Below are 23002 nucleotides of genomic sequence, written 5' to 3'. Positions count from 1 at the left end.
GCGTATAGAATAAACAAATCACTCTCTTTAAACATAATGGCTTGGAAAAGCTTTTATCTTAATTTATTAAAGATTCTTTTTCTTTAATTTAGAGTATGAAGGGTTAAGCCTTTAGCCTCAAGACTTTTTTTTATAGAGATAAAGAACAAATTTTAATTTTGCAATGCAGCCTTAATCACCTAAGCTTTGAGTTTTTACCTTCTAGACCAAAGCGGAAGCATGCATAGATGAAAAATGACTGGCTCTTATTATTGACTTGCTTGTCGTTTATTCATATTTGCGGTTTTGACACCATCTAAAGGGTAAAAACTCAAGCTAATATTATTGGATTAGGTTCCTTAAACGCAGATTTACTTCCAAGGTGGCTTCTAAATCCTCAACTGAGCGAAGGCTGTGAAGAGAAAGGATGCAAGGCTTTACATCTTTTAAACCAGGTGATAAAGGATTGTCTCCCGCCTCAATCGTTTGCTTGATATCCAAAGCCTTCATTTTTTCCCTATCATTGGTAAAGCTGCTTTTCCCCGTTTGGACAAATGCAGAAGGTCTTGAATGGGACGGAAGCGAATAAATTTTTGAAGAAATCATAATGATAATCGCTTAAGCAAACTACCCTCGCTTCCCAAGGAGCAGTATTGCCCTAATCGATGCAAAGCACCACTGAAAGGGTTTTTTGGAAATCAAATTATCTAAAAGAGAAGACGTAGATGGATTAGAAAAAATTGTTAAAGACATAACAATCTAATTTATTTTTATTGAATAAATTAGATTGGGAAGAATGTGTATTCATTGATTAAATAGAATTTTTAAAATTTATTATTAAATTAATGGGAAAACTTTAAATTCATTAAAAGCAAGAGAAAAAATAAGAGGGAAGCAAGTTGATTCTGTACGATTTAAAGAGGTCTTGTTAGAATGCTTTCCCAGAGCTTAGATTTCATAAGGGATCATAAGAGCTGTAAATAATTCCTTGTTAAGCGGTATGCATGGGCCATAGGTGCAAGCGATAGCCAAAATTTCCCTGTCAGCAAAACAAGCCATTAAGCTTTTATGCCGCACAAGCTTTTGGGCTTTTGCTAGCTTAGCGGGATTTAATGGAGCCTAAGGGAAATGACAAGCATTGCACGCCTAATTATCTGATTATCCGAAAAGGCGTTAGCAGTTTTAAGACATTCTCTTAGAGAACATTAAATAAATCTATTCCTTTATCTTCTAAGTAGCTTCGATGGGAAGAGAAAAAGCGGGTGAATGTGCGAATTCATTCGACAGCGGGATTGAATAAACGTTATGTCAAAAGCTTTAGATGTATTTTTTAGCAATCATTTAACCTTTCTTTATCAACAGTTAAAAAGCAAGTTATTTGGCTGTTCCTCCGCCCCTTTTAAGCGGCGTCTTGTCATTGTTTATGGTCCTGCCATGAAGTCTTGGCTAACGTTAAAAATGGCCCAAGATCCAGAATTGGAAGTGGCTGCCGGCGTGGAATTTGTTTATCTCAATCAAGCCTTTGATTACTTGCTTAAATTATTCCAACCATCTTCTTTTTATATCCCTTCTCAACTTGAATTGGCCTTGGCCATCGAAAAAGAAATCCATTCTCTTTTGCAGGCATTCCCTTCTCTTGACGGCATGGTGCAGCGCGACTGGATGCCTTTGCTTGATTATTTGAAATTGAACCCCGCCATAGTCGGTCCAGCTCTTAAGTTATCCAGAAAGATGGAAAAGCGCTTAATTGGCTTAAGCCAGCAAATAGCACGTCTTTTTCAAGATTACGGGCGTTATGCCGGCTCTTTGATCGCCAAATGGGAGGCAGAGGCAGTATCCAACTGGCAGGCGCGCCTATGGCTTAGCTTGTTTAATGAGAAAACAGGATGGACATATCCTCTTCGAGCTTTCCGCCAAGTATTGCATTCCATGCCCAATTGCGAAGTTCACTTTTTCTCCATCAGCTTTGTCTCACATGCCGAATTTGACTTCCTGCATAAATTGGCGAACTTTTGCCAAGTCTATTATTATCTTCTTTCTCCTTGCGCTGTCTTTTGGAGCGATATACGCTCCGATAAAGAAAACGCTTATCTTCAGACCTATTGGCAGCAAAAGCTTGGTCCTTTTTCTCCGCAAGTCTTGAAGCTTGAAGAGCTGCTGCGCGATCGCAATCCACTGTTGGCCAACTTTGGTCGCTTGGGACGCGAAATGGCTTATCAAATCGAAGAGAGTCTGGTGCAAACGCACGCTCATTATCTTCTTCCCAGTCACGTCAGCTCATTAGAAGAAGATTTGTGCCTTCACGAAGACCTTTATTTCGCCGAAACTGCCGAGCCTCTTTCTTTGCTGCATGCCATTCAGGCAGATATGCTGCTTATGCGCAATCCACAGGGCAAGCCATCCTTCGCATGCTCAAGCCAAGACCGTTCGATCCAATTGCATATGGCGTCAACAAAAAGAAGGGAAGTGGAAATTCTCTACCATAATTTATTGGCTTTGATTGAAAGACAGCCCGACATTAGCCCTTGCGATATGATAATTATGGCTCCTCAGATTACGGACTATGTGCCCTATATTCAAAGTATATTTGGATCGCCCGACAGCCAGCTCGATTTTCAAATTCTAGATCTGGGAATGCAGAGCCAAAGCGAAATCGTGCAAGGATTCTTGCAGCTTCTGTCTTTAAGCGAAAGCCGTTGGGACACCAAACATTTGCTTCAGCTATTCGAGCATCGCTCTTTTCAGCGTCGCCATCAGATGAACATAAGCGATTATTACACAATTCAAGAGTGGGTAGAGCAAGCTGGAATTCGCTGGGGAGACGATTGGCTGCACCGCAATGAATTGCTTCAGCGCAGGCATTGCCAGCAAGGAATGGTAGAAGAGACTGCCGTGGGGACTTGGGACTTTGGCCTCTCTCGCCTCCTGATGGGCTTAACAACTGTATTAAAGTCAAAGGTTCCCTCTTCTTTGGAAACGCTTCCTTGTGAATCTGTCGATTTTTCTCAGACCGAATTGATGGGCAAATGGATTCGCTTGCTTCATTCTCTGCGCGATGATCTCTCTCCTTTGCAAGACCGCACGCAAATGACCATGGAAGATTGGGCCCATTACTTGCGCTGTCTGCTTGAGAATTATTTTCAGCCAGATTTTGATGACTGCCAGTCTATTGAAGACTATGAGGAGCTGAAAGCCCAATTTGATGGATTGCAGGCTGCAACCCGTGCGTTTAAAGAGACGCGTTTTTCATTTCAGTCTGTTAGAACACATTTAAATGCTCTATTGCAGCATCGTGGAATTACTTATCGCGAGAGCCATCTGCAATCCGTCCGCTTTTGCTCGCTTATGCCTTTGCGCTCGATCCCTGCCAAAGTGATCGCATTAATGGGCATGCAAGAAGGCGCATTTCCGCGCACGAATTTTCATTCTTCCCTGAACTTGATGCTGGGCCAAGAAAATGTGGATTACTGTCCTTTGCCGACCGATTATGATCGCTATCTGTTTTTGGAGGCTTTGCACTCGGCCCAAGAGTATTTGTTGATCAGCTATCAAGGCTACAGCCAACAAGATAACAAAGAACTGCAGCCCAGCTTGGTCATCGAAGAACTCTTCTCCTATCTAGACAAGTACTATACGTTGGAAGGGAAAAAAGTGTCGGATGTTTGCGTTTTTAAACATCCCTTTGATTCCTTCGATGCGGCGTATTTTCAGCCGCAAACGCGGCTGGCCAATTTTTCTTTGAACGATTTTCGGTCTGCGCAAGCTTATTACAAGCCGCAAAAAAGCCCGCCGCACCGCTTTCTGGCAAACTTTGCATTTTCTGCTCATCCTCAATCCGAGCTGATTCCATCTAACAGCGTCTTAGACCTTAAGCAGCTAAGCGAAGTCGCGCGCAATCCGGTCAAATTTTATCTCAATCGGGTCTTGGATATTTATTTGCAAAGCGAAGAAGACCGCAAACTTAAAAATGAAGAAGACCTGGCCTTATCCGCTTTGGATAAGCATCTTCTTAAGCAAGTCGCCTTAAAAGAGCCCATTGAAGCCGTTCTTGAACGGGCAGAAAAAGAAGGGAAAATGCCTTTAGGGCTATTTAAAACAGTTGCCACAAGGCGCTTGAAAGAAGATGTCTATGAGCTGCAGGAGCGATTGCAGAAGCACAAAATCCATCCACGGGATATTTTTCAAATCGAATTTTGCACGAGCTGCACAGAGCCTGCGCTGCAAGAAGACGGCCGCTGGCTTATGCCTGCTATTTCGCTCTCTTATCCTGATGGCTATAAGCTATCGATCATTGGCAAGCTTTCCCATGTCACCTCTAAGGGGTTGGTTGTCATCAGCAAGGGAACCTTGTCTGATGCTTGGAAGGCTTGGCCGCAGTTTCTTTTATACGACTATGCCGCTAAAGCTTATCCGGGCGGGCTTGAGCGACAGCTGATCTTGACCTACACTTCCCAGCCTAAAAAAGCTTTTTTTGAAGAGGCCGAACCGTATCTTAAGCAGTTTGTAAATTACTACGGACTTTGTCTTAAAAACTTTTCTCCTTTGCTTCCCGATTGGGTGCCTTTCATTTTGGAGGGAGATGCAGGCGGTTTGCAAGAAAAGATGCGCCAGCTCTTTTCGGACTCATTTGGCAGTTATCAAAGCCCCGACTTGCGCTGGATTCTCAATAAAGACTGCTTGCCGCATGCGGAAACAATTATTTATAACTGGAAAGCCCAAGCCGAATCCCTATTGGGGGATTTAATCCGTTTTTGGTATCCTCCTAAGCAGCTTAGCGTTTCTGAGGAATCATGAAAAAATTTAATGTGCTTGATCGCCGGCTGGCCCTTCACCAGCATTATCTTCTCGAAGCTTCGGCCGGGACAGGGAAGACATTTTCCATTCAAAACATCGTTGTCCGTCTGTTGATTGAAAGCCAACAAGGAGGAGAGCCGCTGCCCTTAAGCAAAATTTTGGTGGTTACGTTTACCCGGGCAGCGACACGCGACTTAAGACTGCGCATACGCGCCAATATTGAGCAAGCACTTGCCCACCTGAATGATTGGTTGAGCGATACTCCTGTTGAAGAAAATATCCCTGATTATCTGAAAGCTTTTTTAGAAAAAGGGCAAGAGGCGGTTTTGCGTGCAAAAAAACGCTTGCAGCAGGCGTTATTTGCCTTTGAACAAGCCCAAATTTTTACCATTCATTCATTTTGCGCCCGTATGCTTCGGCAATATGCCATTGAAAGCGACATGGGATTTCATGCCATGTATGGGGAAGAGCCTTTACCCCAATCGGAAGTGATGGCTGTCATTCGGGACTTTTTCCGGACAGAAGTACGGATTGAATCCTACAGCCCCGCTCAGCTGGACATCGTTTTAAAAGCGGATCCAGACCAAAGAAAACTGCTAAAGGCCATCCAAAGTGGCTATGAATTTGCCGATATGCCGTCTTTTAAGCAGCTTTATTTGCAGTTTGTCAAGGCGATGCAGGCGCTTAAAAAGGCGTTCAATCCTACGGCAGAAAACTTGATCGAGGATTTCAGGGCGCAAAGCCAAGCCTATCGCAATTATAAAAGCGGAGAGACGAAGGCAGAGACGCTTGATAAAGTTATGCGCTTTGCAGCCCTCTTCGATCAAGAAGACTGGACGGTTGAGGAGTTCGATAGGCTTATCAGCGATGGACTTGTTTGGACACTGGCCTTGGATCCCAAGCTGCTCAAAAGCCGAGCCGCAACGCCGGCAGGGCTGTCCTATCCAGATTTTACCAAACATCTAAAGCAGCATCTGGAAGCGTTAGTACAAACGGCCGGCGATTTTTCTGTTCTGCTGGCCAGGCTGGCGCGCGATTGCCAGCAGCTACTGCGCCGCTATCAAAGGGAAGAAGAGAAGCTTTCTCCCGATGACCTTCTGCGCAAAATGGAATGGGCGCTAAATCAACCCAACTTTTTAACGCAGGTCCAAGCCAATTACCAAGCCGCTATTATTGACGAATTTCAAGATACGGACCCTGTACAGTGGCAAATTTTCAGGCGCTTATTCCTTTCGCAAGAGTATGCCTGGACGGGCTATCTCTATCTTGTCGGCGATCCCAAGCAATCGATTTATTCTTTTAGGCAAGCCGATATTTATACATACTTATCGGCGGCTCAGGCATTGGGAGAAAGCCATTGCTTTTCCTTGGATGTCAACTACCGTTCCCAACCTCAGTTGGTCAAAGCGCTCAATGCTTTATTTGCGCCGGAACATCTACCGCATTTTATCCCCTTGCCAAAGAAAGATTTATATGTTCCCTATCAACCCGTTCAAGCATCTCAGATAGGAAAAGACGCAATCTTCCAAGACGAAAAAGGGGCCGTTCACTTCTTTATTGGAGATGGGAGTGCGTTTAAGCGGGTCAAATGGGCGGATATGGAAGCTCGGGTTTTCTTTCCCTTTATCGTTCAAGAAATTCATCGCCTGCGCCAGCAAAAGCAATTTGGTTTCCGCCAATTTGCCGTTTTGGTGCGCGATCGCCACCAGGCGCTGCGATTGGCCGAATATTTGGACTCGCAAAAAATTCCCTATCTCAATCAGCGTGGAACTAGTTTGGCTGAATCGCCCGCCTTGGCCGCCCTCATCGATCTTATGCGCGCCATTTTGCATCCGCAAGACCGCGGAGCGATCAAAACAGCCTTGGGCACGCCTTTATTGGGATGGGCGCATGAAGAGCTGAAAGCGCTTGATCAACTTGAATCCATCTTAGCCATCGTTCAATACCTACGGCAATGCCTGTTTGACAAGGGATTTGCCTTTTTCTTTCAGGAAATGCTGAAGAGCCGTTGGCAAACGGGTGGTTTGACGGTGCTTGAGCGCTTGCTTGCCCGTGAGGGAGGATTAGAGTTTTATCATGACCTGCAGCAAATTTCCGATTTGGTTATCGACTACCAATACCGTGAATGGAATGGCCCTGAAGGCCTTATTCCCTTTTTGGATAAATTCCAAATTTGGAATGAAAACGAAGATGAACGCATTAAACGCTTTCAAGATCCGTCCAAAGATGGTGTGCGCATATTGACTTTGCATTTTAGTAAAGGGCTTGAGTTTGACATTGTCTTTGCCTTGGGATTGGCTTATCGCACCGGTATTAAAGAAGAGCTCATTCCCGTTGAAAAAGAAGGACAGCTTTACCTCACTCCGTTGGCTGAAGATTGCCCGGAGCATCATCATTTCTGTGAAGAAAGCGATGCAGAGAAAATGCGCCAGCTCTATGTTGCCATGACGCGCGCAAAGTATCAGCTCTATATTCCCATTGCCCTGCATCTAAATGCAGACCATTTAAAATTTGGCGATGCCTCTCCCATTGATCTTTTTCTCAGCCGATTATGGCAGCCGGCCTGCGCTTACCAAACGCTGTATGAAAGAATTAAGCACTACGATGGCAGAGTGTTGATTGACTTTTTAGAGACCGTTGGAAAAACGCATCACATTACCTATTCCCTCCATCAGGAAATTACTCCAGAGGCCCCAAAAAAGCAGCAAGCCTTTTCGGCCCAATTGCTTGCTCCGCGCTCGCTTACCGTGTCTAGCCCAAGCTTATTCATGACTTCCTTTTCGAGCCTGAGCCATCCTGATGCTCCCCATGAGCGCAGCCATCAGCCAGCTCCTCATGACTTTGATCATGCCGTCAAGCATGTTCATACCCTTCCGGCAAGCAGCGATACGGGTGTTGTTATTCATCAAATCTTAGAAAAAATTTCTTTCCGGGACTTTCGAGGCTTAGCGCATAGTCAAATGGCTTTGCCACTGGTACGGCCCTTTATTCAAAAGACGCTTTTTAAGGAATGGGAAGAAGCTCTAGCTTCTCTTGTTTTTAATACATTGAAAACTGATCTGAAAATTGATTCCAGCCCCTTTTGCCTATGCGATTTAGAGCCTTGGCATTACTATCGCGAAATGCCTTTTTTATTTCCCTATGAGAAAAGCTTTCCCTTGGAAGGAGTGGCCTATCAAGAAGGATTGATCAAAGGGATTGTGGATTTGATTTTCATGCATCAAGGCAGTTACTATATCTTGGATTGGAAAAGCAATTGGCTTGGCAGCCATGACGAGGCTTATCAACCAGATCAGCTTTATGCGGCTATGCAAGAGCACAACTATTTTGTGCAGGCTAAGATTTATGCCGAAGCCCTCAAGCGGTACTTGAAAATAGTCGATCCGCGGCCTTTTGAAACCTGCTTTGGAGGAGCCATTTATCTCTTTTTAAGGGGCATGCAGCCTGGCAAGCAGACGGGGATTTATGCATTCCATCCGCATCGACAGATTGAACAGACAAGGACAGAGCAGGCATCTTCCTTATCCCTTATTCTAGACCATGTTCCATGAGGAGCAAAGCAGCCTTATTGCTCATGCCTTTATTTAATCGCTTTTCCATTTCATCATAGAAATGGTTTGCATGGCCATAATCCTGCTTACCTTCAAATAGCATATTAATTCAGGTTATTATCTAAATCGACTAATAGCCAGGTGTCTTCATCAATAAAAGAAAGAAGATCGGCAAAAAAAGTGTTTCAATGATGAGTGCTTTCAAATGAGGTAAGAGGGGATTCTGAAATTCAGAATAGCTTAAATTCGAGTCATTCAAAACACCCTCTGCAAACGAATGTAACCCATCAGGGGTTGAGCATCATTTTGTCTTGCTGTCCTTGCCGATAAGCCAGATAGTCTTTCAGAATTTGAGCATGGTCGAAAGCCATTTGATCCCAAGGAATTTGATCAAGAGGAACGATCCAAGCTTGGGCCGCATCATCGCCAGCTTGGGGCGTGCGGTCGCTTTTTGCCAGATGAGTGACTTCAACGGAATGGTGGCGGAAATCACGGTTGGGATCAGAATAAACGTGAAATTGCTTTAGATCCTTTAGTTCCAATCCAACTTCCTCTTGCATTTCGCGGCGTACAGCTTGTTCAACAGTTTCGCCATATTCGACTTTTCCCCCGGGAAGAGCTTTGCCAAAAGGCGCTTTGCCCCTCTCAATGAGAACGATTCCCTTTAGTTGGTTTTGGTCATATACCTCAATAATCGCAGTCGTTGTCAAAATAGGAGGGCGATGAAGAGAAGAGGCCACAATCTGAGCGCTTGCTTGAAAGTCTATCACACATGCCAGAACGATCAAAATTAGAGATAATGTTTTTCTCATGCGAAGTCTCCTTGTTAAAAAGCAAGGAGACTATAATTTTTTAATTATTAATATTCAAAAGGATAGATAAATATTTTATTCAAATCCTCTTTTCTGCTAATGTGGGGAGCCTTATAAAATTTTTAAATTTGTTTATACGATTATTGAAGGCACACGCATGCAACCAGGATTGGCAAAAACGCTTTTTTTGGAAGCCCATGGCCGCTCGCCCTGGTTGGAAGCAGAGAAAAAAAGCCCCTCTCCTTGGCCGCTTTTGGATGAGCTTCTCAAGCAAAATCGCTTAGCTTATTTAGATTATGTCCTTGTCATTCGCCTTTTGCGCGATCAGTCGGTCAATCAAGAAACAGCGCTCTTTCTTTGCCATCTTATTATGGCAGCTAAAGAAGGACACTTATGCGTTAAAATCGAGCAGCAGCAGCTTTTCCCTGCCGTCCATCAACTCTGGATTGATGAAGGCGATCATCCTTTATCAGAAGAGGAGTTGCAAAAATTGACGCAGATGATGATTGCAGGCGCTAAGGCCATTCCTACAGCTTTAGTCACATCTTTGCAAGTCGGACAAGCGGAGCAGCTGCCCCATACACCGCTTTGCTCCTATCAGAATTGTTTTTATCTGCAAAGGCATTGGATTTTCGAGACGCTATTTATTCAGCATCTCAAACGGCATTTTCATGTCCAACCTGTTCTGGCAATTGATCAAGAGAAAATCCAAAAACAATTAAGCCAACTTTGCCAAGAAGGCGTCCTGCTTGAGGAGCAAGCGCAAGCCATTTTTAAAGGCTGCAGGCATTCTCTTTCCTTAATTACAGGCGGGCCGGGGACTGGGAAAACCTATACTGCCGGGCAACTCATTCAAATCTTTTGGAACAGCTTGTCCGAAGAGCAAAAGCAAAAATGCCAAATCGTTTTAACTGCACCGACAGGAAAAGCTGCTGCCAACTTGCAAAGAAGCTTAAGCAAGGCGACCGCTAAACTAGAGGGATTTCCTGCTCTGCAAGCCAAAACCTTGCATGCGCTTTTGGGAATAAAAAGCCATTCTGGATATGCCAAGGATTCGATTAATCGTTTGACAGCCGATCTGATTGTTGTCGATGAAAGCTCCATGGTTGATGTCAAAATGATGGCCAGCCTCTTTGAGGTGCTTAAGAAAGGTTCTCGTTTAATCCTTTTAGGGGACCAGCATCAGCTTCCCTCTGTTGAAGCGGGCAGCGTTTTTGTCGATATGATTAATATGCATCGGACGCATCCGGATCTTTCCATTCCTTGCACTCAGCTAAAGGTCTGTTTAAGGGCTGAGCTCGGATCGATTATCGCTTTTGCGCAAACTATTAATGAAGGTCAAGCCGATCAGGCATTAGCCTTGCTCAATCAGACAGCGATGCCAGGTATTTCGCGCTTGAATCTGCCTAACGAGAGAAAAGAATCGCAAAAAGTTTTCTTAAATCATGTATCGGGTTATTTTCCTTCGCTTGTGAAAGCTGGGCAAGATCCTGAACAAGTCCTGCAGCTTTTTAATGCCATTCGTATTTTATCTCCCATGCGCAAAGGCTCCTTTGGAGTGGATGCCATCAATCAATTGCTTTGGCAGCATGTCGGCCAACTCTCTTATCAATCAGGATGGCTGGCGATCCCCATTCTGATAGTCACGAACGATTACCGCCAGGATCTGTTTAATGGGGAAACGGGCGTTCTTATGCGCAAGCTGCCATTGCGAGGAGTCAGCCTAGAAGACTATGCTTTATTTCCTTCTCGGGCTCAGGAAGGAAGTGTACGTCGTTTGTCGGCCCTTTTACTGCCCAAATACGAGTATGCTTATTGCTTATCTGTTCATAAAAGCCAAGGAAGCGAATTTGATCGCGTTGTGCTGGTTTTGCCTGAAGGATCCGAGCTGTTCGGACGCGAGGTGTTTTATACAGCGGTCACACGTGCTCGCAAGCATGTGGAAGTCTATGGATCGGATATTGTGATTCACAAGACCATTTCCCAGCAGGGCCAGCGCTTATCCGGCATTGAGCAGCGTTTAAGGACGGATTCAACAGTTTTATAATAAAGCTAAAATTTTAAGGATTAAGGCTTTTCATTTACCTAGTTGTCGGAAAATAGGGCAACGTGCGATACTATTCTTTTCCTATTATGCCTAAATAGCTCAGTTGGTAGAGCAGCGCATTCGTAATGCGAAGGTCGCGGGTTCGACTCCTGTTTTAGGCATTTTCTTTTTCAATACTTTAAATCTCTGTTTGCCTCCTTGTTAAAGCCCCATGTCAGAAAAATGTCAGGATTATACGAATCGGTTTTCCCACAATCTACACAAAAGTCGCTCATTTCTAATACAACCAAGTTTCTTAATTTAAGCAAAGTGCTTGGTCGCTTAGTCAATGAGCAAGGTTCTGCCAAGCCGTTCTTAATATCAATTGGAGAAAAAGCTTCTGCATTAGCTGAAGCTTATGAAGATCGACATCTAACGACACAAGAAGCCTTAGAGCGATTTCTAAATCTAGCTAGTGAAGCTGTAGTAGTAGAAGAAGAGAGGAATCAACTCAACCTTGATGGCAATAGCTTTGCTATTTACAAAGTGATTTTAAATGCGAAGCCTACGATATCAGCTCAAGAAGCCAAGCATGTAAATAGTATTTTTGAGCGTTACCCAAATCATTTATGGAATCAGCATGAAAAAAGCCAATTAAGAGCTGCTCTTTATAAAGAATTGATTTCAATAGTTGGGAAAGATAATATCATTGAAGTTGCAAATCAATTATTTAAACTTCAAAGGGTATAAAGATGGCAGTTCGCTCTGTAAAGGGCTTACATTGGCAAGATGAGCAAGAAATGCGGGAAGCTGTAAAGACTTGGGCCATTAAAATGGGGGTGAAGCTTCCTAGCCTTCAAATCCGCCTTCTTAAAAATAAATGGGGATCTATTTCCACAAAAGGTCGAATGATCCTTAATGCGGAGCTCTTAGAACTTCCTAAAGAACTTGGCGAGTATGTCATTGTTCATGAACTTGTCCATATCCTCGCTCCTAATCATGGCAAAGTCTTTTAGTTGTTGTACTAAGTATTCCTGCTGTGCATTTCTGTACATCTATTTTTACCTCTTATAAATACCTTTTTCAAGTTTGAGTTAAACTGGTCGCGTTTTCAATATTAGGCGTTTCCCTTGTAGATTCTGAGCTAAGTGAAAATGCCACCACGGCAAAAAATAAACCAATAATAGAAAGGAATCGAAATATTTTTTGATTGAGGATTTCAGCAGGTGTTGTTCCGCACCACGTTTGAATATTCCATCCCTGCACACCAAACAATGCTGCAGATCCAGGAACGATGCTAAAGGCTTGCAGTAAGTTGATTGTTATTGGGGTTAAAGGGAAATATTGGTTTATTATTGTAGAAGTGATCAATCCGACGAATACTACAACAAAACTTCCAATAATACTTTTGATGTATGCAGTTTTAACAAGTTTAACTTGATCAATTTGTTCGTTTTTTAAAATTTCAGATGTCATTTTCTTTCCTTATTTACCTTCCTAAAGCAGCTATACGAGTATTAGAATGAGATTCACCAATCCAGGTGCTACCACGTTCTGTTGACTTTGCAGGGCTGATCATAATACTTACGTCTTGTCCTAGTTCGTTTAGAAAACGAATCAAACGCTCTAAAGAAAAGCTTCTTAATCTTCCACGAATCAAAGCAGAAATCTTGGGTTGATCAATGCCTAAAATTTCAGCAGCTTGTTTTTGAGTGAGTTTTTTCTTTTTAATCAGTTTAGCAATTTGACGAGCTAGCTCGGATTTTGCTAAGGCTTCTTCGGGATTTTCAACACCTAAATCAGCAAATACGTTTCCGGAGCTTTCTTCGTATACGATCTTTTTTTTCATAACTCCTTCTCTCCTTTTAATTCTTTGTAGAGGGCTTCAGCCTCTTTTAATCGGCGCTTAACCAAATCAATGTCTTGTTTTGGCGTTGCGATGCCGCTTTTTGATTTTTTCTGAAAGGCATGCAGCACAAAAATGAAATCGGCCATTTCAACTGTATAAACCACTCGATAAGTTCCCGACCTATCATTTTCTCGAAGCTCAATGACTTTGGCATTCCCTAACCCGCTAAGAGTTTTCGCATGGTTATGTCTATCACCCATTTGAGCAAGATATAAGCCATGTCCCATCTCGTCTTGAACTTCATGAGGGAACTGCTTGAGGTCCTCAAGGCTCGATCCAATCCAGAAAAGTCGTTTCATTCGTTGATTCCTGTATCATTCTAATTCAATTATGCCTAAATAAGCATATTTTATGCAAGAGCAATGGATTCAATTCCATGGGCCAGTCTTGGACCAAACAGAGGCAATAAGTTAATCAGAATTACATCAAGTGGCGATAGTCTTTTTAGAGGAAATAGGGTATCTTACATTTCAATCTCTTATCAGAATACTTTAATGAAGTTTTCAAAGAAAAATTTTTATATTGATACATCAATATTGTCTCTTATCTCCTTTACTAAGGCTGGGGAGCCGTCATCTCAAGTTATCAAGAATTATGAATATTTTCTTGATCAAATGGATTTGCATCACCCTACATTTGTCGACGCAGACTTTACTTGGATAGTAACTTCTGCATTACTTCTTGAATTGATAGGTTTGGGGCAAGTAAAAACTAAGCTCAAAAATCAAGTGAGTACAAAAGAGTGGGAGCAGTTTATTACGTTAGAGCATGAAGATGCAACCGGCCTATTTTGCGATGTGATTGCAAAACGAGTGCGCTCTTATATATTAACAAATTTACCAGCAAATAAAGTATACCGACAAGCTACTGTTGAATTTCTCAGAGATTTTCGGGCGCATGCACATGCACATTTTGTATCCTCAAGAATAAAGCGATGGGCGAAAAATTTACGAGAAACCACTCATTACAATGCCTTTGCTAAAGCTATTTTTTTGGACACAGTGTTTCGTTATCCGTTTATTAACATAAAAGAAATAAAAAAGTGTGATCGTTTGAAAGCTATGCAGCTTTGGGCTGGAGTAATGGGTCGCTTATGCCGAGTTTATTATGAACTTCGGGGAATGGGTTTTGAGTATAGTGCTTTAGGCCTGTTTGCTGAGATACATCGATTAGGAGATTGCTTTAAACAACCCAACCCCGATGAAAAAAAATATGACGCCTTGATAAGAACATGGGATGATATGGCTGACGCGGATTCGATCAATTATGCATTACTTGGCAGAAAGGGAGAGGTTGTCAATATTCTTACAATGGACAAGAAAGACGATGTTGTCCGTCGCTTAAAATGCTTATCGCAAAATTTAAGGGAGATAGCTTCTTTAGGCTTCAGTTCAGAAAGGTGTCCGGGAACAATTACGCTATTTTCAGATAGCTTACAAGTGACGGACTTTCTATTGGTTGAGGATGTGATCAAATAATCATTAGAGGCACTTACCCATCATTCATTTAAAAATTCATGATTCCTTGGACCAACCTTGGACCAAATAGAGGCAACAAGCCAATCGAAATTACATTAAATTGCGATAGATTCTTAAGAAAAGATAGTTTATTCTGCTCTCTTGTCAGCTACTGTAAGATGCTGTGATATTGCTTGATAGGGCGCATTCGTAATGCGAAGATCGCGGGTTCGACTCCTGTTTTAGGCATTTTCTTTTTCAATACTTTAAGTCTCTGTTTGCCTCCTTGTTAAAGCCCCATGTCAGAAAAATGTCAGGATTATACGAATCGATTTTCCCAAAATCTACACAAAAGTCGCTCATTTCTAATAAGAGTTTTAATTTCTCTTAGGCAAATGAGCTATAACGCTATCATCGAGTAAAAGGTGAGTAAAGCAAATGGCCTTTGCAGATGAAGAATACCCTAGAAAATAATTAGGAATTGAATTAGTGTCGACTACAAATTGTTGTGAAATCACAACAGGATGTAGTAAAAATGAATTCATTTATTAAATTATTTCCCAGTCCTTCTTTTGTGGCTGTTCTGACTCTTTTCTTGGCTCATCCTGAAGAGGAAATTTATCAATCACGCATTGTGGAAGTGACTAAATGCGCTTTAGTTCAAGTCCAAAGAGCCCTAAAACGTTTGGAAGAGACTGGTCTAATCACTAAAACCAAATCTGGCAATCGCATTTATTATAAAGCTAATCGAAGGCATCCAGCTTTTGAAGATATTAAGAAGGCTTTATTTAAAACAGTTCTTTTTGGTGACTTGCTAAAAAAAGCTCTAAATTCAGTTAAAGATAAAATTCAATTTAGCTTCATCTATGGATCTTTAGCACGAGGAGAAGAGTCTTTTGACAGTGATATTGATTTATTTATCATTGGTGATTTAGGCATGCGAGATGTTGCGAGTCTGCTTGGAGTAGTTGGTCATGAGATAGGACGAGAGATTAATCCAACAGTATATCCTTTGAAAGAATTTAAGAAAAAAATTAAAGAGAAAAACACCTTTATAAGAGAAATCATGAGCAAACCGAAAATTTGGCTAATTGGAGAAGAAAGTGAATTTGCAAAAATGGGTCAATGAAGGACGCCTGCAACGACATGCAACAGGTAAAGAGGAAATAGAAAATTTATTCAGGTTGGTTGAGCGTGACTTAAAAGATGCGAAAATTAAACAATTATCTACCGATAGACGCTTTGCTACAGCTTATAATGCTGCCCTTCAACTTGCTACGATAGTACTTCTTGCGGCTGGCTATCGCGTGAAGGCTATTTCTGGCCATCATTGGGTGACAATAATCGCATTTCCTGAGGTTATGGGTAAAAGTCAAAAAGGACGAGCAGATTATTTCAACGCCTGCCGAGCAAAACGAAATGTGACAGATTATGATCGTGTTGGAGAGATCTCAGAAGCAGAATTAAAGGAACTTCTAAAAGAAGTCTCTTCATTTAAACAAGAGGTGGCTGACTGGATGAATCAGCATCATCCAAATTTGATATCTTAATACATTGAGATTCATTTTGCTATTTTCACACTTTTCTCACAGCAAGCCTCTAAAGCATTCTACAATGGGCAAAAAGCCGCAACATTGGTAGGATTGCAACTCACAAAGAATAAGATTGTTAAATATTATTCTTTGCTGTCAGTTTAGAGATGCGTGGCATTCGTAATGCGAAGGTCGCGGGTTCGACTCCTGTTTTAGACACTCTCTCTATCTTCTTAAAATGAACGTTTTAAAAACGTTTTTTTATTCTTAAAAATTTTCTTCAAATAAAATAGCACAAAAAAGACACATTACGCTGCAACAATAAACCGTGTAATTTAATTCTTTAATGAAAATAACCCTTTCTTTGCTTAAAGCAATAGATCCGAGTAAGAGATTGATTTGGAAAATGAAAAAAGCTGCTTACTCAGCAGGCTTTCGCACGCGATGTCTACTTGGAGAATTTTAATGCGTCTGTTCTAGTTTCGGCAGCTTGCTGTGATAAAGGTCTGTAAAAAAGCATGCTGCCAAATTTTAGCATTACACGCAAAACCTGGAAATTGGAAATTAATGCACTTTGCTTTGGCAAGGACGCAGTTGCTTGTGCTTTAGTTTGCTTTCTGCTATGGGTTTCTAACAAATGTTATGGATAGGAGTGTAAGATATGCTACAAGTTAGCCCTTTCGATACTTTTTGTAATGAATTAAAGCAAAGGCTTTTGGAGAAACAACCACATCTTTTTCCCAATAATGGTCCTCAAACGACACAAGATATTTATCAATTGCCTATGGCTCTCATAAAAATAGCACAGACTGCTGAGAAAGAGTTTAAGGATCGAATTGTTGAGGTTCTGGAACAGCATCCTACAATGGAAATTATGCGAACATATTTTCCACCTGTGCACTTGGATTTCATTCCGATTATCAACTTCATCAAAGAAAGAACGCTTCCTGAACTGCTTTGTAATGTTATAGAGCCTAATAAATTGGATGAAGCAGCGGAAGCTATGGATATGTTGAGCTATGAAGGCTTTGGTTGGACGTTTGGACGCAGAACATATAAAGCAATTTTACAATCAAGTGAGAGTCTATGCGTTCTTGCTCGTGATAAAACAACAAATAAGATTGTGGGCTTTGCTCTAGGGAGTCTTGTTGAAACCCCTGTAATGACTTCAGAAGTAAAAAATTTGAAGATATTTCATATTTGGCTGTGCGTGCGAAGTGCGAGCTACCCCAAAGCGCAGTTTATTAAAAATTTGGAAACAATTAGGGAGACGGCACTTCAAAAGTTTAAACCTGATATCTTATCTCTTAGCGTAAATGATACAAATGTATCTGTACGTAGACTTTACGAAAATGCTGGTTTCCAGCCAGAAGGTGAAAGTAGCTACAACGAGTTTTCACAAGAACAGGCTCAATGGATGGTATGTAGAATATCCGAAAATACATATTCTATTGACAAAGCGGCTCTCAAGACGGCTCTTTGGAAGCAAGGATTTTGTATGCTTGGTTGGCAAGCCCCCTTCTTATTTGCTGGATTTGTAGGAAGAAGATGTTTCCATTTACTATGGCATAGGTAAATCTATTGTATCGAGACGTTTCTGAATAGTCTTTTGGAATAACATCTCTTTTGCTCTTAGCAGCTTTTAAAACAATTTCACTTGTTCTTGAAGAATTAATATACAATAAAAAATATGAATTTTCTTCAAATATGCCAAGGCTTCATGCCTTGAGGGAAAAGATAAAATGTTATCTACTTCAGGTTTATTTACACAGTTTTTTTGACAGACCCATTAATCACTCTTTGCGATGAAAAATTCTTATCCCCAACTCTGGAATTTGGTGTGATAAAGATAAAACGAGTTTATGTATTTCTATAACAACACCTATAAAATCAGCATAAAGTTCCGTTACTACTATTTCTGAAAGTTTCTCTTCCTCTTCGGAAGGTGGATTTTCATAATAAAAATATAACACAATAGCATTCTCTTTCAGATTAACATTTATAGCTCTTAAATTTGGGGTAATACTTCCTAAAAGAGCCACTTGTAGAGCACATCTTATTGCAGATATTGTTATAGTCATAAATCACCAAAGGTAGATTATGGGTGAGCTGGAACAGACTGGGATGCCCTATATCATTTCCTCGCCTATGCAAAGCAGGTCGGCAATTAGCGCGTCAGCCTATAATTTCAAATAGGCTAAGTCTTAGCCTCTATTAGTTTTCTGCTTATTTCACAATTTCAAGTGATCCTAAGATTAGATTCCCACATTTCTTTAATATCTTAGATAACTTGGAGCTTAAGCGCTTTTTGTTGAATTGCCGTCTATATTCAAGATTCGCGTTTACTTGGGAAAAGAATTGAAGGAGAGATAATTTTTTTACAAAGTAGAAAACATAATTTTACAGAGAAAGCCGGAATGCCTTTCTCTTATTTTGGGCTTTATAAAGCGTAATAAATAAAATATTTCCTTGGAGAATATTATCATTTTAGGTAAAGCATTAAAAATGCTCTCCAAAGATTAATGTCAGCGTAGAGGCATACAAGAAAGACTTATAAACCTGAAGAGACTGTGTTTAAGAGAACGATTAAGAATAATTTTTGTAGAGCTGGCAATAGGAAAAATATTCAATTAAAGGAAATTTATGATTTCAAAAAAAATTAGGCTTGTATTGTCAGCTATTAGCTTATCATTCACCTCTTGTCTGATCGCAGCACCGGATGAAAATTCGCAAACCCCTTTTCCGGTATCTGAATTCAAATTAAGTGAATTTGAACATAACTTAGAAAAGGAAATAAAATCTTATCAGAATTATGAGGGAAAAGACCTGATAGGCATCGCTTACTCCAATATCGTAAATATCAATTTAAGAAAAAACCTTCCGCGTGTTGAGTTCGTTATCCTTTTAAAACAATCCTTTGAGAATTATTCCGACCCACAAAAAAAAGAATTGTTAAATACTCTCTTTACAGATTTGAATAAAAAATTAAAAAGTTTGACTTCTAAAGACATAGATCCAAATTTGGTGGATATGTATTTGTTTATAAAAACGGAGAAAGGCGTTCAATTATTAGGACAATGGAAAGGGTCGTCTCTCCAAAAATAAAATGCCAAAAGCATTTTATAAGCCATACAGATTTTTTTTCTTTTTTATTGGATTCACTGATTTTTTACCGAACTCTTGGTAAAGAATAAAGTTGTTCCGTTGGATTAGATGGCATTCATCATCCGAAGATCTTAGGTTCGGCTTCTCTTTTAAACATGGCTATAAGCATCTTAAAGCGTTAGCTTTGGGATGCTTATTCTATGGTTTTCCTGTTAGTGAAATGGATAAGAAAAAGGCGTTTGCATCAAGATGCAACTCACAAATTTTTAATATGAAAGTTTTTTTTCTTATTCATGCTATTCGAATTTGAATTTTTAATGCCTTCGGAGAGCCTCATAGCTAGAACGATCTCAATCTGTTTAGACAAAGATCGTTCCTTTCTTGCTCGGCTCTTTTCCCGCCTTTTGTCTAAGCATTTTTAAGAGAAGACATGTCAATGGAGAAGCGGTACTTCACGTCGGACTTGAGCAGTCGCTCATAGGCCTCGTTGACCTTCTGGATGGGAATGACTTCGACGTCGGCGGTAATATTATGTTGGCCGCAAAAGTCGAGCATTTCCTGAGTCTCGGCGATGCTGCCGATGTTGGAACCGGAAAGACTGCGGCGTCCTACAATGAGGCTGAATGCTGACACGGAGAGGGGCTTTGGAGGCGCTCCAACAAGGGTGAGAGTGCCGTCACGGTGAAGTAGATTGAGATAGGCATTGATGTCATGATCAGCGGAAATAGTGTCGAGGATGAAATCAAAGCTGCTCGCATGCTTTTGCATATCTTCATTGTTTTTGGAAATAATGACTTCATCAGCGCCAAGTCGAAGCGCATCTTCCTTTTTTCCGGGTGATGTAGTGAAGACGACGACATGGGCTCCGAGCGCATGAGCAAACTTGACGCCCATGTGGCCTAGCCCGCCGAGGCCTACTACGCCAACTTTCTGGCCTTTGCCGACTTTCCAGCGGCGCATAGGCGAGTAGGTGGTAATGCCGGCGCAGAGAAGGGGAGCGACTCCCGAAAGTTCTAAGTTGGGGGGAACATGTAAGACAAAGTGCTCATCGACGACAATGCTGGTCGAATAGCCGCCATAAGTGACTCCTCCCAGATGCTTGTCCGGGCCATTAAAGGTAAGAACCATATTTGGGCAGAAGTGCTCAAGGCCTGCTTTGCAATGAGGGCAGCTCCTGTCCGAATCAACCATACAGCCGACTGCAGCGAGATCGCCGGGTTTATAATTGGTTACTGCCGAACCAACCTTGGTGACGCGGCCAACGATTTCATGGCCAGGAACAAGTGGATACGTGGTGGGCATAGTATGAATCCACTCGTTACGCGCTTGATGAAGATCCGAGTGGCAAATGCCGCAAAAAAGAATTTCGATTTGAACGTCACGTTCCTTTAAATCACGACGATTGATCTCTGTTGGCCCCAGCGGCGATGTCGCACTGGCAGCAGAGTAGGCTTTTACTTTATACATAGGTTTATCCTGCTAATTTTAAGGGGTAAAATCAATATAAAATTTTCTTTAATTTTTAAATATGCAAATATAGGATGCCTATTAAGAGACTGTCGTCGAATTCTTAATGAATCTATCTTCACATTCTTTTCCTATTGATCTCTTTATTCGGAAAATAATCTAGACAATTAGCAATTCGACAATAGTCTCTAAATAATTTGAATTTTTATTTTGAAATTAGAATGGATAATAAACTTATTTTAAGGTGAGGAAACCATGCAAAGTTTAATGCGCTTATTTTGCCTTTTTAGCCTTTTAGTCGTTCCTTTATTTGCCCAAGAAGTTGATCTGAGCCTTTATGAAAAAAGAGTATATGCTCAAAACGGTGAAGATGGCGTGTTAGAACAAATCTTTCGCTTGATTCCTCCCGTCTGCAAATACTATGTGGATTTTGGAGCCGGCGATGGAAACTTAATTTCAAATACCAAGTACTTGCGCGAAATGGATGGATGGAGAGGCTTGCTGTTAGATGCAGATTGCGAGCCCAATCCTCTGCTCAATTTGCATCGAGAATTTATTACGGCTGAGAATATTTGCGAGATTTTTGCTAAATACACTGTTCCCACGGAATTTGATCTCATCTCTATCGACATTGATTATAACGACTTTTATGTTTGGAAGGCGCTTAGCTCCCGCTATCATCCACGAGTGGTGGTCATCGAGTTTAATTGTTCGCATAATTATGACGAAGATAAAGTCGTCAAATATGATCCCGATGGATTTTGGGATATCTCAGATTATTATGGAGCGAGCATGCTTGCGCTTTATCGATTGGGAAGAGTGCTTGGCTATTCGCTTGTTTATCAAGATGCCAACGCGGTCAATTTATTTTTCATTCGTGATGACGTTTTGGAGGAAACGGGAATCAAATTTAAAAATATGAATGATGTTGCTAAATTGTATAATATTCCTCCGCATCGTTTGGCAAGAAATGGCTATAGGCCGGGAAATCCTTTTGATCCCCTTCATCGAGAATTTATTTCTTCAGAAGAAGCTTTGCAGCTTGTTCCTTAGCTGCATTTTGAACTCTTTCCATCGGAAAAGGAGATAATCCTTTTCCGATAGATCTTATATGTGCTAATCGCTTTCGATTGATTGCTGAATCGCTTCTGCAAATACAGGAGCGCAGCTGATGACTTCAAGTTTGGAGGGCACATCGCTTCTTCTCAAAGGAATCGAATCGGTAATAAGCATGCCTTTGAGTTCTTCTGTCTCCGCTATCTTTTCCAACGCATTTCCGCTGAGCACGCCGTGTGTAATGACGGCATAAGCTCCTTCGGCTCCATACCGTTTTACAATGTTTTCAGAAACGGCTTTTAATAGCGTGCCGCCCGTATCGACGATATCATCAATAATAATCGCTGTCTTTCCTTTGAGAGCATCCTGGGCATTTTCATACTGAAGCATCTCGCCTGTCGGAAGCTCTACTTCTTTTAAATGCATGGCTTGGACGTGCCCTTTTTGAGAATAGTCTCGGCTCTTATCAAAAGAAGCAAACGCTACATTGGCGAATCCAGCTGTTTTCATGGCTCCCAAGAAAAGCTTTCCTCGCTCTACTGCGCCTTGGTCCGGTGCGACAACGACTAAGTTTTCAAGGCGAACTCCGCTTTCTTGTTTCTCCTTAAATTTGTTTGCAAACTCTTGCATCGCAAAATGATTAACTCCGACAGCGGATGTCCCCATAAGAGATCCAAAAATTGCCTCATTATGAATATCTAGCACGGTAATCTTGTTCGCGCCAGCCATACTAAAGAATTGCAAAACAAGAGAGGCGGACAGGGATTCTCCCGGCAGAGATACTTTATCTTGGCGGGCATATCCTAAGTAAGGAAGATAAAGATAAATTTTTGCAGCTCCCGCTTGCTTAGCGGCATTAATGGCAAAACAAATTTCCATTGTCGTGTCATTGATGGTTTTGCCTTCCTTTTGGCAGTTTCCGGCGATCAGACAGACTTTTTTATGTTCAAGCCCTAGTCTTTCTTCGATATCAATCTTGATATGGGATGACGTATCATTAAAAGGCCGGCTTTTAATCGAAATGAGCTTTCGATTAAGAAGCTTTGCTGTTTTCGTCGCTACTCCATCTCCTTCAAATCCCAACAGGACATAGGAATCAAGTAAACTATTAGTTCTACCGATATTCATTATTACTCCCTTTCTATATGTTTACAAATTTCAACAAAAATGGTTGTTTAATAATAAAAATTATTGATTTAGTAAAAATTTGGCTAATGAATTTGCTCTTTAATTAATATTTTGTCAATGTCTAGTTGTTTTATCCTTAAAGGATTTTTTAGAGAGAATAAAATTTTTGCACGGTATACCCTTTTC

The 23002-nt window shown here is 41.2% G+C and carries 20 protein-coding genes and 1 tRNA gene; 12 read left to right on the top strand and 9 right to left on the bottom strand.

From position 1 onward, the window contains the following. Nucleotides 1-321 precede the first annotated feature (321 nt). Complete coding sequence (locus BN3769_RS14235) at nucleotides 322-585, bottom strand: hypothetical protein (RefSeq protein ID WP_068471492.1); 264 nt, start codon at nucleotides 583-585, stop codon at nucleotides 322-324. Between the two features lie 699 nt (nucleotides 586-1284). Here BN3769_RS14235 and BN3769_RS14230 point away from each other — a divergent pair. Next, nucleotides 1285-4773 (top strand): exodeoxyribonuclease V subunit gamma, encoded by a 3489-nt coding sequence (locus tag BN3769_RS14230; protein ID WP_068471491.1) that lies wholly within the window; start codon nucleotides 1285-1287, stop codon nucleotides 4771-4773. Then, on the top strand, nucleotides 4770-8324 hold the full coding sequence (locus BN3769_RS14225; RefSeq protein ID WP_068471490.1) for a UvrD-helicase domain-containing protein: 3555 nt from the start codon (nucleotides 4770-4772) through the stop codon (nucleotides 8322-8324). Before BN3769_RS14230 ends, BN3769_RS14225 begins: the two co-directional genes overlap by 4 nt. Here BN3769_RS14225 and BN3769_RS15175 read toward each other — a convergent pair. Further along, nucleotides 8302-8427: a hypothetical protein gene (locus BN3769_RS15175; RefSeq protein WP_255354209.1), complete on the bottom strand. Its 126-nt coding sequence runs from the start codon at nucleotides 8425-8427 to the stop codon at nucleotides 8302-8304. The genes BN3769_RS14225 and BN3769_RS15175 overlap by 23 nt on opposite strands. 184 nt (nucleotides 8428-8611) lie before the next feature. Continuing rightward, the gene (locus tag BN3769_RS14220) at nucleotides 8612-9136 is read right to left on the bottom strand and encodes an NUDIX domain-containing protein (RefSeq protein WP_079989580.1); all 525 of its coding nucleotides are present in this window, start codon (nucleotides 9134-9136) and stop codon (nucleotides 8612-8614) included. 157 nt (nucleotides 9137-9293) lie between these two features. Between BN3769_RS14220 and recD the strand changes: the two genes are divergently transcribed. The 4 genes from recD to BN3769_RS14200 all read left to right on the top strand — a co-directional run bounded on the left by recD (nucleotide 9294) and on the right by BN3769_RS14200 (nucleotide 12178). Further along, entirely contained in the window at nucleotides 9294-11183 is a 1890-nt protein-coding gene (recD, locus tag BN3769_RS14215; protein WP_068471489.1) for an exodeoxyribonuclease V subunit alpha, read from the top strand. Nucleotides 11184-11271: 88 nt separating this feature from the next. Then, nucleotides 11272-11344: transfer RNA gene (locus BN3769_RS14210), tRNA-Thr, on the top strand. A gap of 61 nt (nucleotides 11345-11405) precedes the next feature. Beyond that, nucleotides 11406-11912, top strand: a complete 507-nt coding sequence (locus tag BN3769_RS14205) for a hypothetical protein (protein WP_068471488.1) — start codon at nucleotides 11406-11408, stop codon at nucleotides 11910-11912. Between the two features lie 2 nt (nucleotides 11913-11914). Beyond that, the gene (locus tag BN3769_RS14200) at nucleotides 11915-12178 is read left to right on the top strand and encodes a M48 metallopeptidase family protein (RefSeq protein WP_068471487.1); all 264 of its coding nucleotides are present in this window, start codon (nucleotides 11915-11917) and stop codon (nucleotides 12176-12178) included. A 67-nt stretch (nucleotides 12179-12245) separates the two neighbouring features. On the opposite strand, the gene BN3769_RS14195 is transcribed toward BN3769_RS14200, so the two are convergent. Genes BN3769_RS14195 through BN3769_RS14185 form a run of 3 tightly spaced genes read right to left on the bottom strand, consistent with a single transcriptional unit; the run spans nucleotide 12246 to nucleotide 13370 of the window. Then, complete coding sequence (locus BN3769_RS14195) at nucleotides 12246-12638, bottom strand: hypothetical protein (RefSeq protein ID WP_068471486.1); 393 nt, start codon at nucleotides 12636-12638, stop codon at nucleotides 12246-12248. A gap of 13 nt (nucleotides 12639-12651) precedes the next feature. Beyond that, nucleotides 12652-13011 carry a helix-turn-helix domain-containing protein gene (locus BN3769_RS14190; protein WP_068471485.1) on the bottom strand — a complete coding sequence of 120 codons (360 nt, stop codon included), beginning with the start codon at nucleotides 13009-13011 and terminating at the stop codon, nucleotides 12652-12654. Beyond that, entirely contained in the window at nucleotides 13008-13370 is a 363-nt protein-coding gene (locus BN3769_RS14185; protein WP_068471484.1) for a type II toxin-antitoxin system RelE/ParE family toxin, read from the bottom strand. Before BN3769_RS14185 ends, BN3769_RS14190 begins: the two co-directional genes overlap by 4 nt. Nucleotides 13371-13433: 63 nt before the next feature. Between BN3769_RS14185 and BN3769_RS14180 the strand changes: the two genes are divergently transcribed. The 4 genes from BN3769_RS14180 to BN3769_RS14165 all read left to right on the top strand — a co-directional run bounded on the left by BN3769_RS14180 (nucleotide 13434) and on the right by BN3769_RS14165 (nucleotide 17636). Then, nucleotides 13434-14549 carry an ECF transporter S component family protein gene (locus BN3769_RS14180; RefSeq protein WP_068471483.1) on the top strand — a complete coding sequence of 372 codons (1116 nt, stop codon included), beginning with the start codon at nucleotides 13434-13436 and terminating at the stop codon, nucleotides 14547-14549. Between the two features lie 514 nt (nucleotides 14550-15063). Next, nucleotides 15064-15657, top strand: a complete 594-nt coding sequence (locus tag BN3769_RS14175) for a nucleotidyltransferase domain-containing protein (protein WP_068471482.1) — start codon at nucleotides 15064-15066, stop codon at nucleotides 15655-15657. Next, nucleotides 15632-16078 carry a hypothetical protein gene (locus BN3769_RS14170; protein WP_068471481.1) on the top strand — a complete coding sequence of 149 codons (447 nt, stop codon included), beginning with the start codon at nucleotides 15632-15634 and terminating at the stop codon, nucleotides 16076-16078. Before BN3769_RS14175 ends, BN3769_RS14170 begins: the two co-directional genes overlap by 26 nt. Nucleotides 16079-16721: 643 nt before the next feature. Further along, entirely contained in the window at nucleotides 16722-17636 is a 915-nt protein-coding gene (locus tag BN3769_RS14165) for a hypothetical protein (protein WP_068471480.1), read from the top strand. A 217-nt stretch (nucleotides 17637-17853) separates the two neighbouring features. Here the strand turns inward: BN3769_RS14165 and BN3769_RS14160 are convergent, their stop codons facing one another. Next, complete coding sequence (locus tag BN3769_RS14160) at nucleotides 17854-18141, bottom strand: MafI2 family immunity protein (RefSeq protein ID WP_068471479.1); 288 nt, start codon at nucleotides 18139-18141, stop codon at nucleotides 17854-17856. Nucleotides 18142-18703: 562 nt separating this feature from the next. Here BN3769_RS14160 and BN3769_RS14155 point away from each other — a divergent pair. Next, nucleotides 18704-19165 (top strand): hypothetical protein, encoded by a 462-nt coding sequence (locus tag BN3769_RS14155; RefSeq protein ID WP_068471478.1) that lies wholly within the window; start codon nucleotides 18704-18706, stop codon nucleotides 19163-19165. A gap of 408 nt (nucleotides 19166-19573) precedes the next feature. Here BN3769_RS14155 and BN3769_RS14150 read toward each other — a convergent pair whose 3' ends face one another. Further along, nucleotides 19574-20632 (bottom strand): NAD(P)-dependent alcohol dehydrogenase, encoded by a 1059-nt coding sequence (locus BN3769_RS14150; protein ID WP_068471477.1) that lies wholly within the window; start codon nucleotides 20630-20632, stop codon nucleotides 19574-19576. A gap of 255 nt (nucleotides 20633-20887) precedes the next feature. On the opposite strand from BN3769_RS14150, the gene BN3769_RS14145 reads away from it, so the two are divergent. Beyond that, nucleotides 20888-21685 carry a hypothetical protein gene (locus BN3769_RS14145; protein WP_068471476.1) on the top strand — a complete coding sequence of 266 codons (798 nt, stop codon included), beginning with the start codon at nucleotides 20888-20890 and terminating at the stop codon, nucleotides 21683-21685. A gap of 63 nt (nucleotides 21686-21748) precedes the next feature. Here the strand turns inward: BN3769_RS14145 and BN3769_RS14140 are convergent, their stop codons facing one another. Then, on the bottom strand, nucleotides 21749-22816 hold the full coding sequence (locus BN3769_RS14140; RefSeq protein ID WP_068471475.1) for a ribose-phosphate diphosphokinase: 1068 nt from the start codon (nucleotides 22814-22816) through the stop codon (nucleotides 21749-21751). Nucleotides 22817-23002 lie beyond the last annotated feature (186 nt).

It is taken from the genome of Candidatus Protochlamydia phocaeensis, assembly GCF_001545115.1.
Taxonomy (GTDB): Bacteria; Chlamydiota; Chlamydiia; order Chlamydiales; family Parachlamydiaceae; genus Protochlamydia_A; species Protochlamydia_A phocaeensis.
Note: the sequence above shows the minus strand (reverse complement) of the source record. Positions and strands in the feature narration are given on the sequence as shown.

What these genes read in the sequence shown, in the direction of transcription:
- BN3769_RS14230 (WP_068471491.1), top strand. Translation starts at nt 1,285, where the DNA reads ATGTCAAAAGCTTTAGATGTATTTTTTAGCAATCATTTAACCTTTCTT.
- BN3769_RS14150 (WP_068471477.1), bottom strand. Translation starts at nt 20,632, where the DNA reads ATGTATAAAGTAAAAGCCTACTCTGCTGCCAGTGCGACATCGCCGCTG.
- BN3769_RS14205 (WP_068471488.1), top strand. Translation starts at nt 11,406, where the DNA reads ATGTCAGGATTATACGAATCGGTTTTCCCACAATCTACACAAAAGTCG.
- BN3769_RS14145 (WP_068471476.1), top strand. Translation starts at nt 20,888, where the DNA reads ATGCAAAGTTTAATGCGCTTATTTTGCCTTTTTAGCCTTTTAGTCGTT.
- BN3769_RS14185 (WP_068471484.1), bottom strand. Translation starts at nt 13,370, where the DNA reads ATGAAACGACTTTTCTGGATTGGATCGAGCCTTGAGGACCTCAAGCAG.
- BN3769_RS14225 (WP_068471490.1), top strand. Translation starts at nt 4,770, where the DNA reads ATGAAAAAATTTAATGTGCTTGATCGCCGGCTGGCCCTTCACCAGCAT.
- BN3769_RS14235 (WP_068471492.1), bottom strand. Translation starts at nt 585, where the DNA reads ATGATTTCTTCAAAAATTTATTCGCTTCCGTCCCATTCAAGACCTTCT.
- BN3769_RS14200 (WP_068471487.1), top strand. Translation starts at nt 11,915, where the DNA reads ATGGCAGTTCGCTCTGTAAAGGGCTTACATTGGCAAGATGAGCAAGAA.
- recD (WP_068471489.1), top strand. Translation starts at nt 9,294, where the DNA reads ATGCAACCAGGATTGGCAAAAACGCTTTTTTTGGAAGCCCATGGCCGC.
- BN3769_RS14180 (WP_068471483.1), top strand. Translation starts at nt 13,434, where the DNA reads ATGGATTCAATTCCATGGGCCAGTCTTGGACCAAACAGAGGCAATAAG.
- BN3769_RS14155 (WP_068471478.1), top strand. Translation starts at nt 18,704, where the DNA reads ATGATTTCAAAAAAAATTAGGCTTGTATTGTCAGCTATTAGCTTATCA.
- BN3769_RS14220 (WP_079989580.1), bottom strand. Translation starts at nt 9,136, where the DNA reads ATGAGAAAAACATTATCTCTAATTTTGATCGTTCTGGCATGTGTGATA.
- BN3769_RS14190 (WP_068471485.1), bottom strand. Translation starts at nt 13,011, where the DNA reads ATGAAAAAAAAGATCGTATACGAAGAAAGCTCCGGAAACGTATTTGCT.
- BN3769_RS14195 (WP_068471486.1), bottom strand. Translation starts at nt 12,638, where the DNA reads ATGACATCTGAAATTTTAAAAAACGAACAAATTGATCAAGTTAAACTT.
- BN3769_RS14165 (WP_068471480.1), top strand. Translation starts at nt 16,722, where the DNA reads ATGCTACAAGTTAGCCCTTTCGATACTTTTTGTAATGAATTAAAGCAA.
- BN3769_RS14160 (WP_068471479.1), bottom strand. Translation starts at nt 18,141, where the DNA reads ATGACTATAACAATATCTGCAATAAGATGTGCTCTACAAGTGGCTCTT.
- BN3769_RS15175 (WP_255354209.1), bottom strand. Translation starts at nt 8,427, where the DNA reads ATGCTATTTGAAGGTAAGCAGGATTATGGCCATGCAAACCATTTCTAT.
- BN3769_RS14140 (WP_068471475.1), bottom strand. Translation starts at nt 22,816, where the DNA reads ATGAATATCGGTAGAACTAATAGTTTACTTGATTCCTATGTCCTGTTG.
- BN3769_RS14175 (WP_068471482.1), top strand. Translation starts at nt 15,064, where the DNA reads ATGAATTCATTTATTAAATTATTTCCCAGTCCTTCTTTTGTGGCTGTT.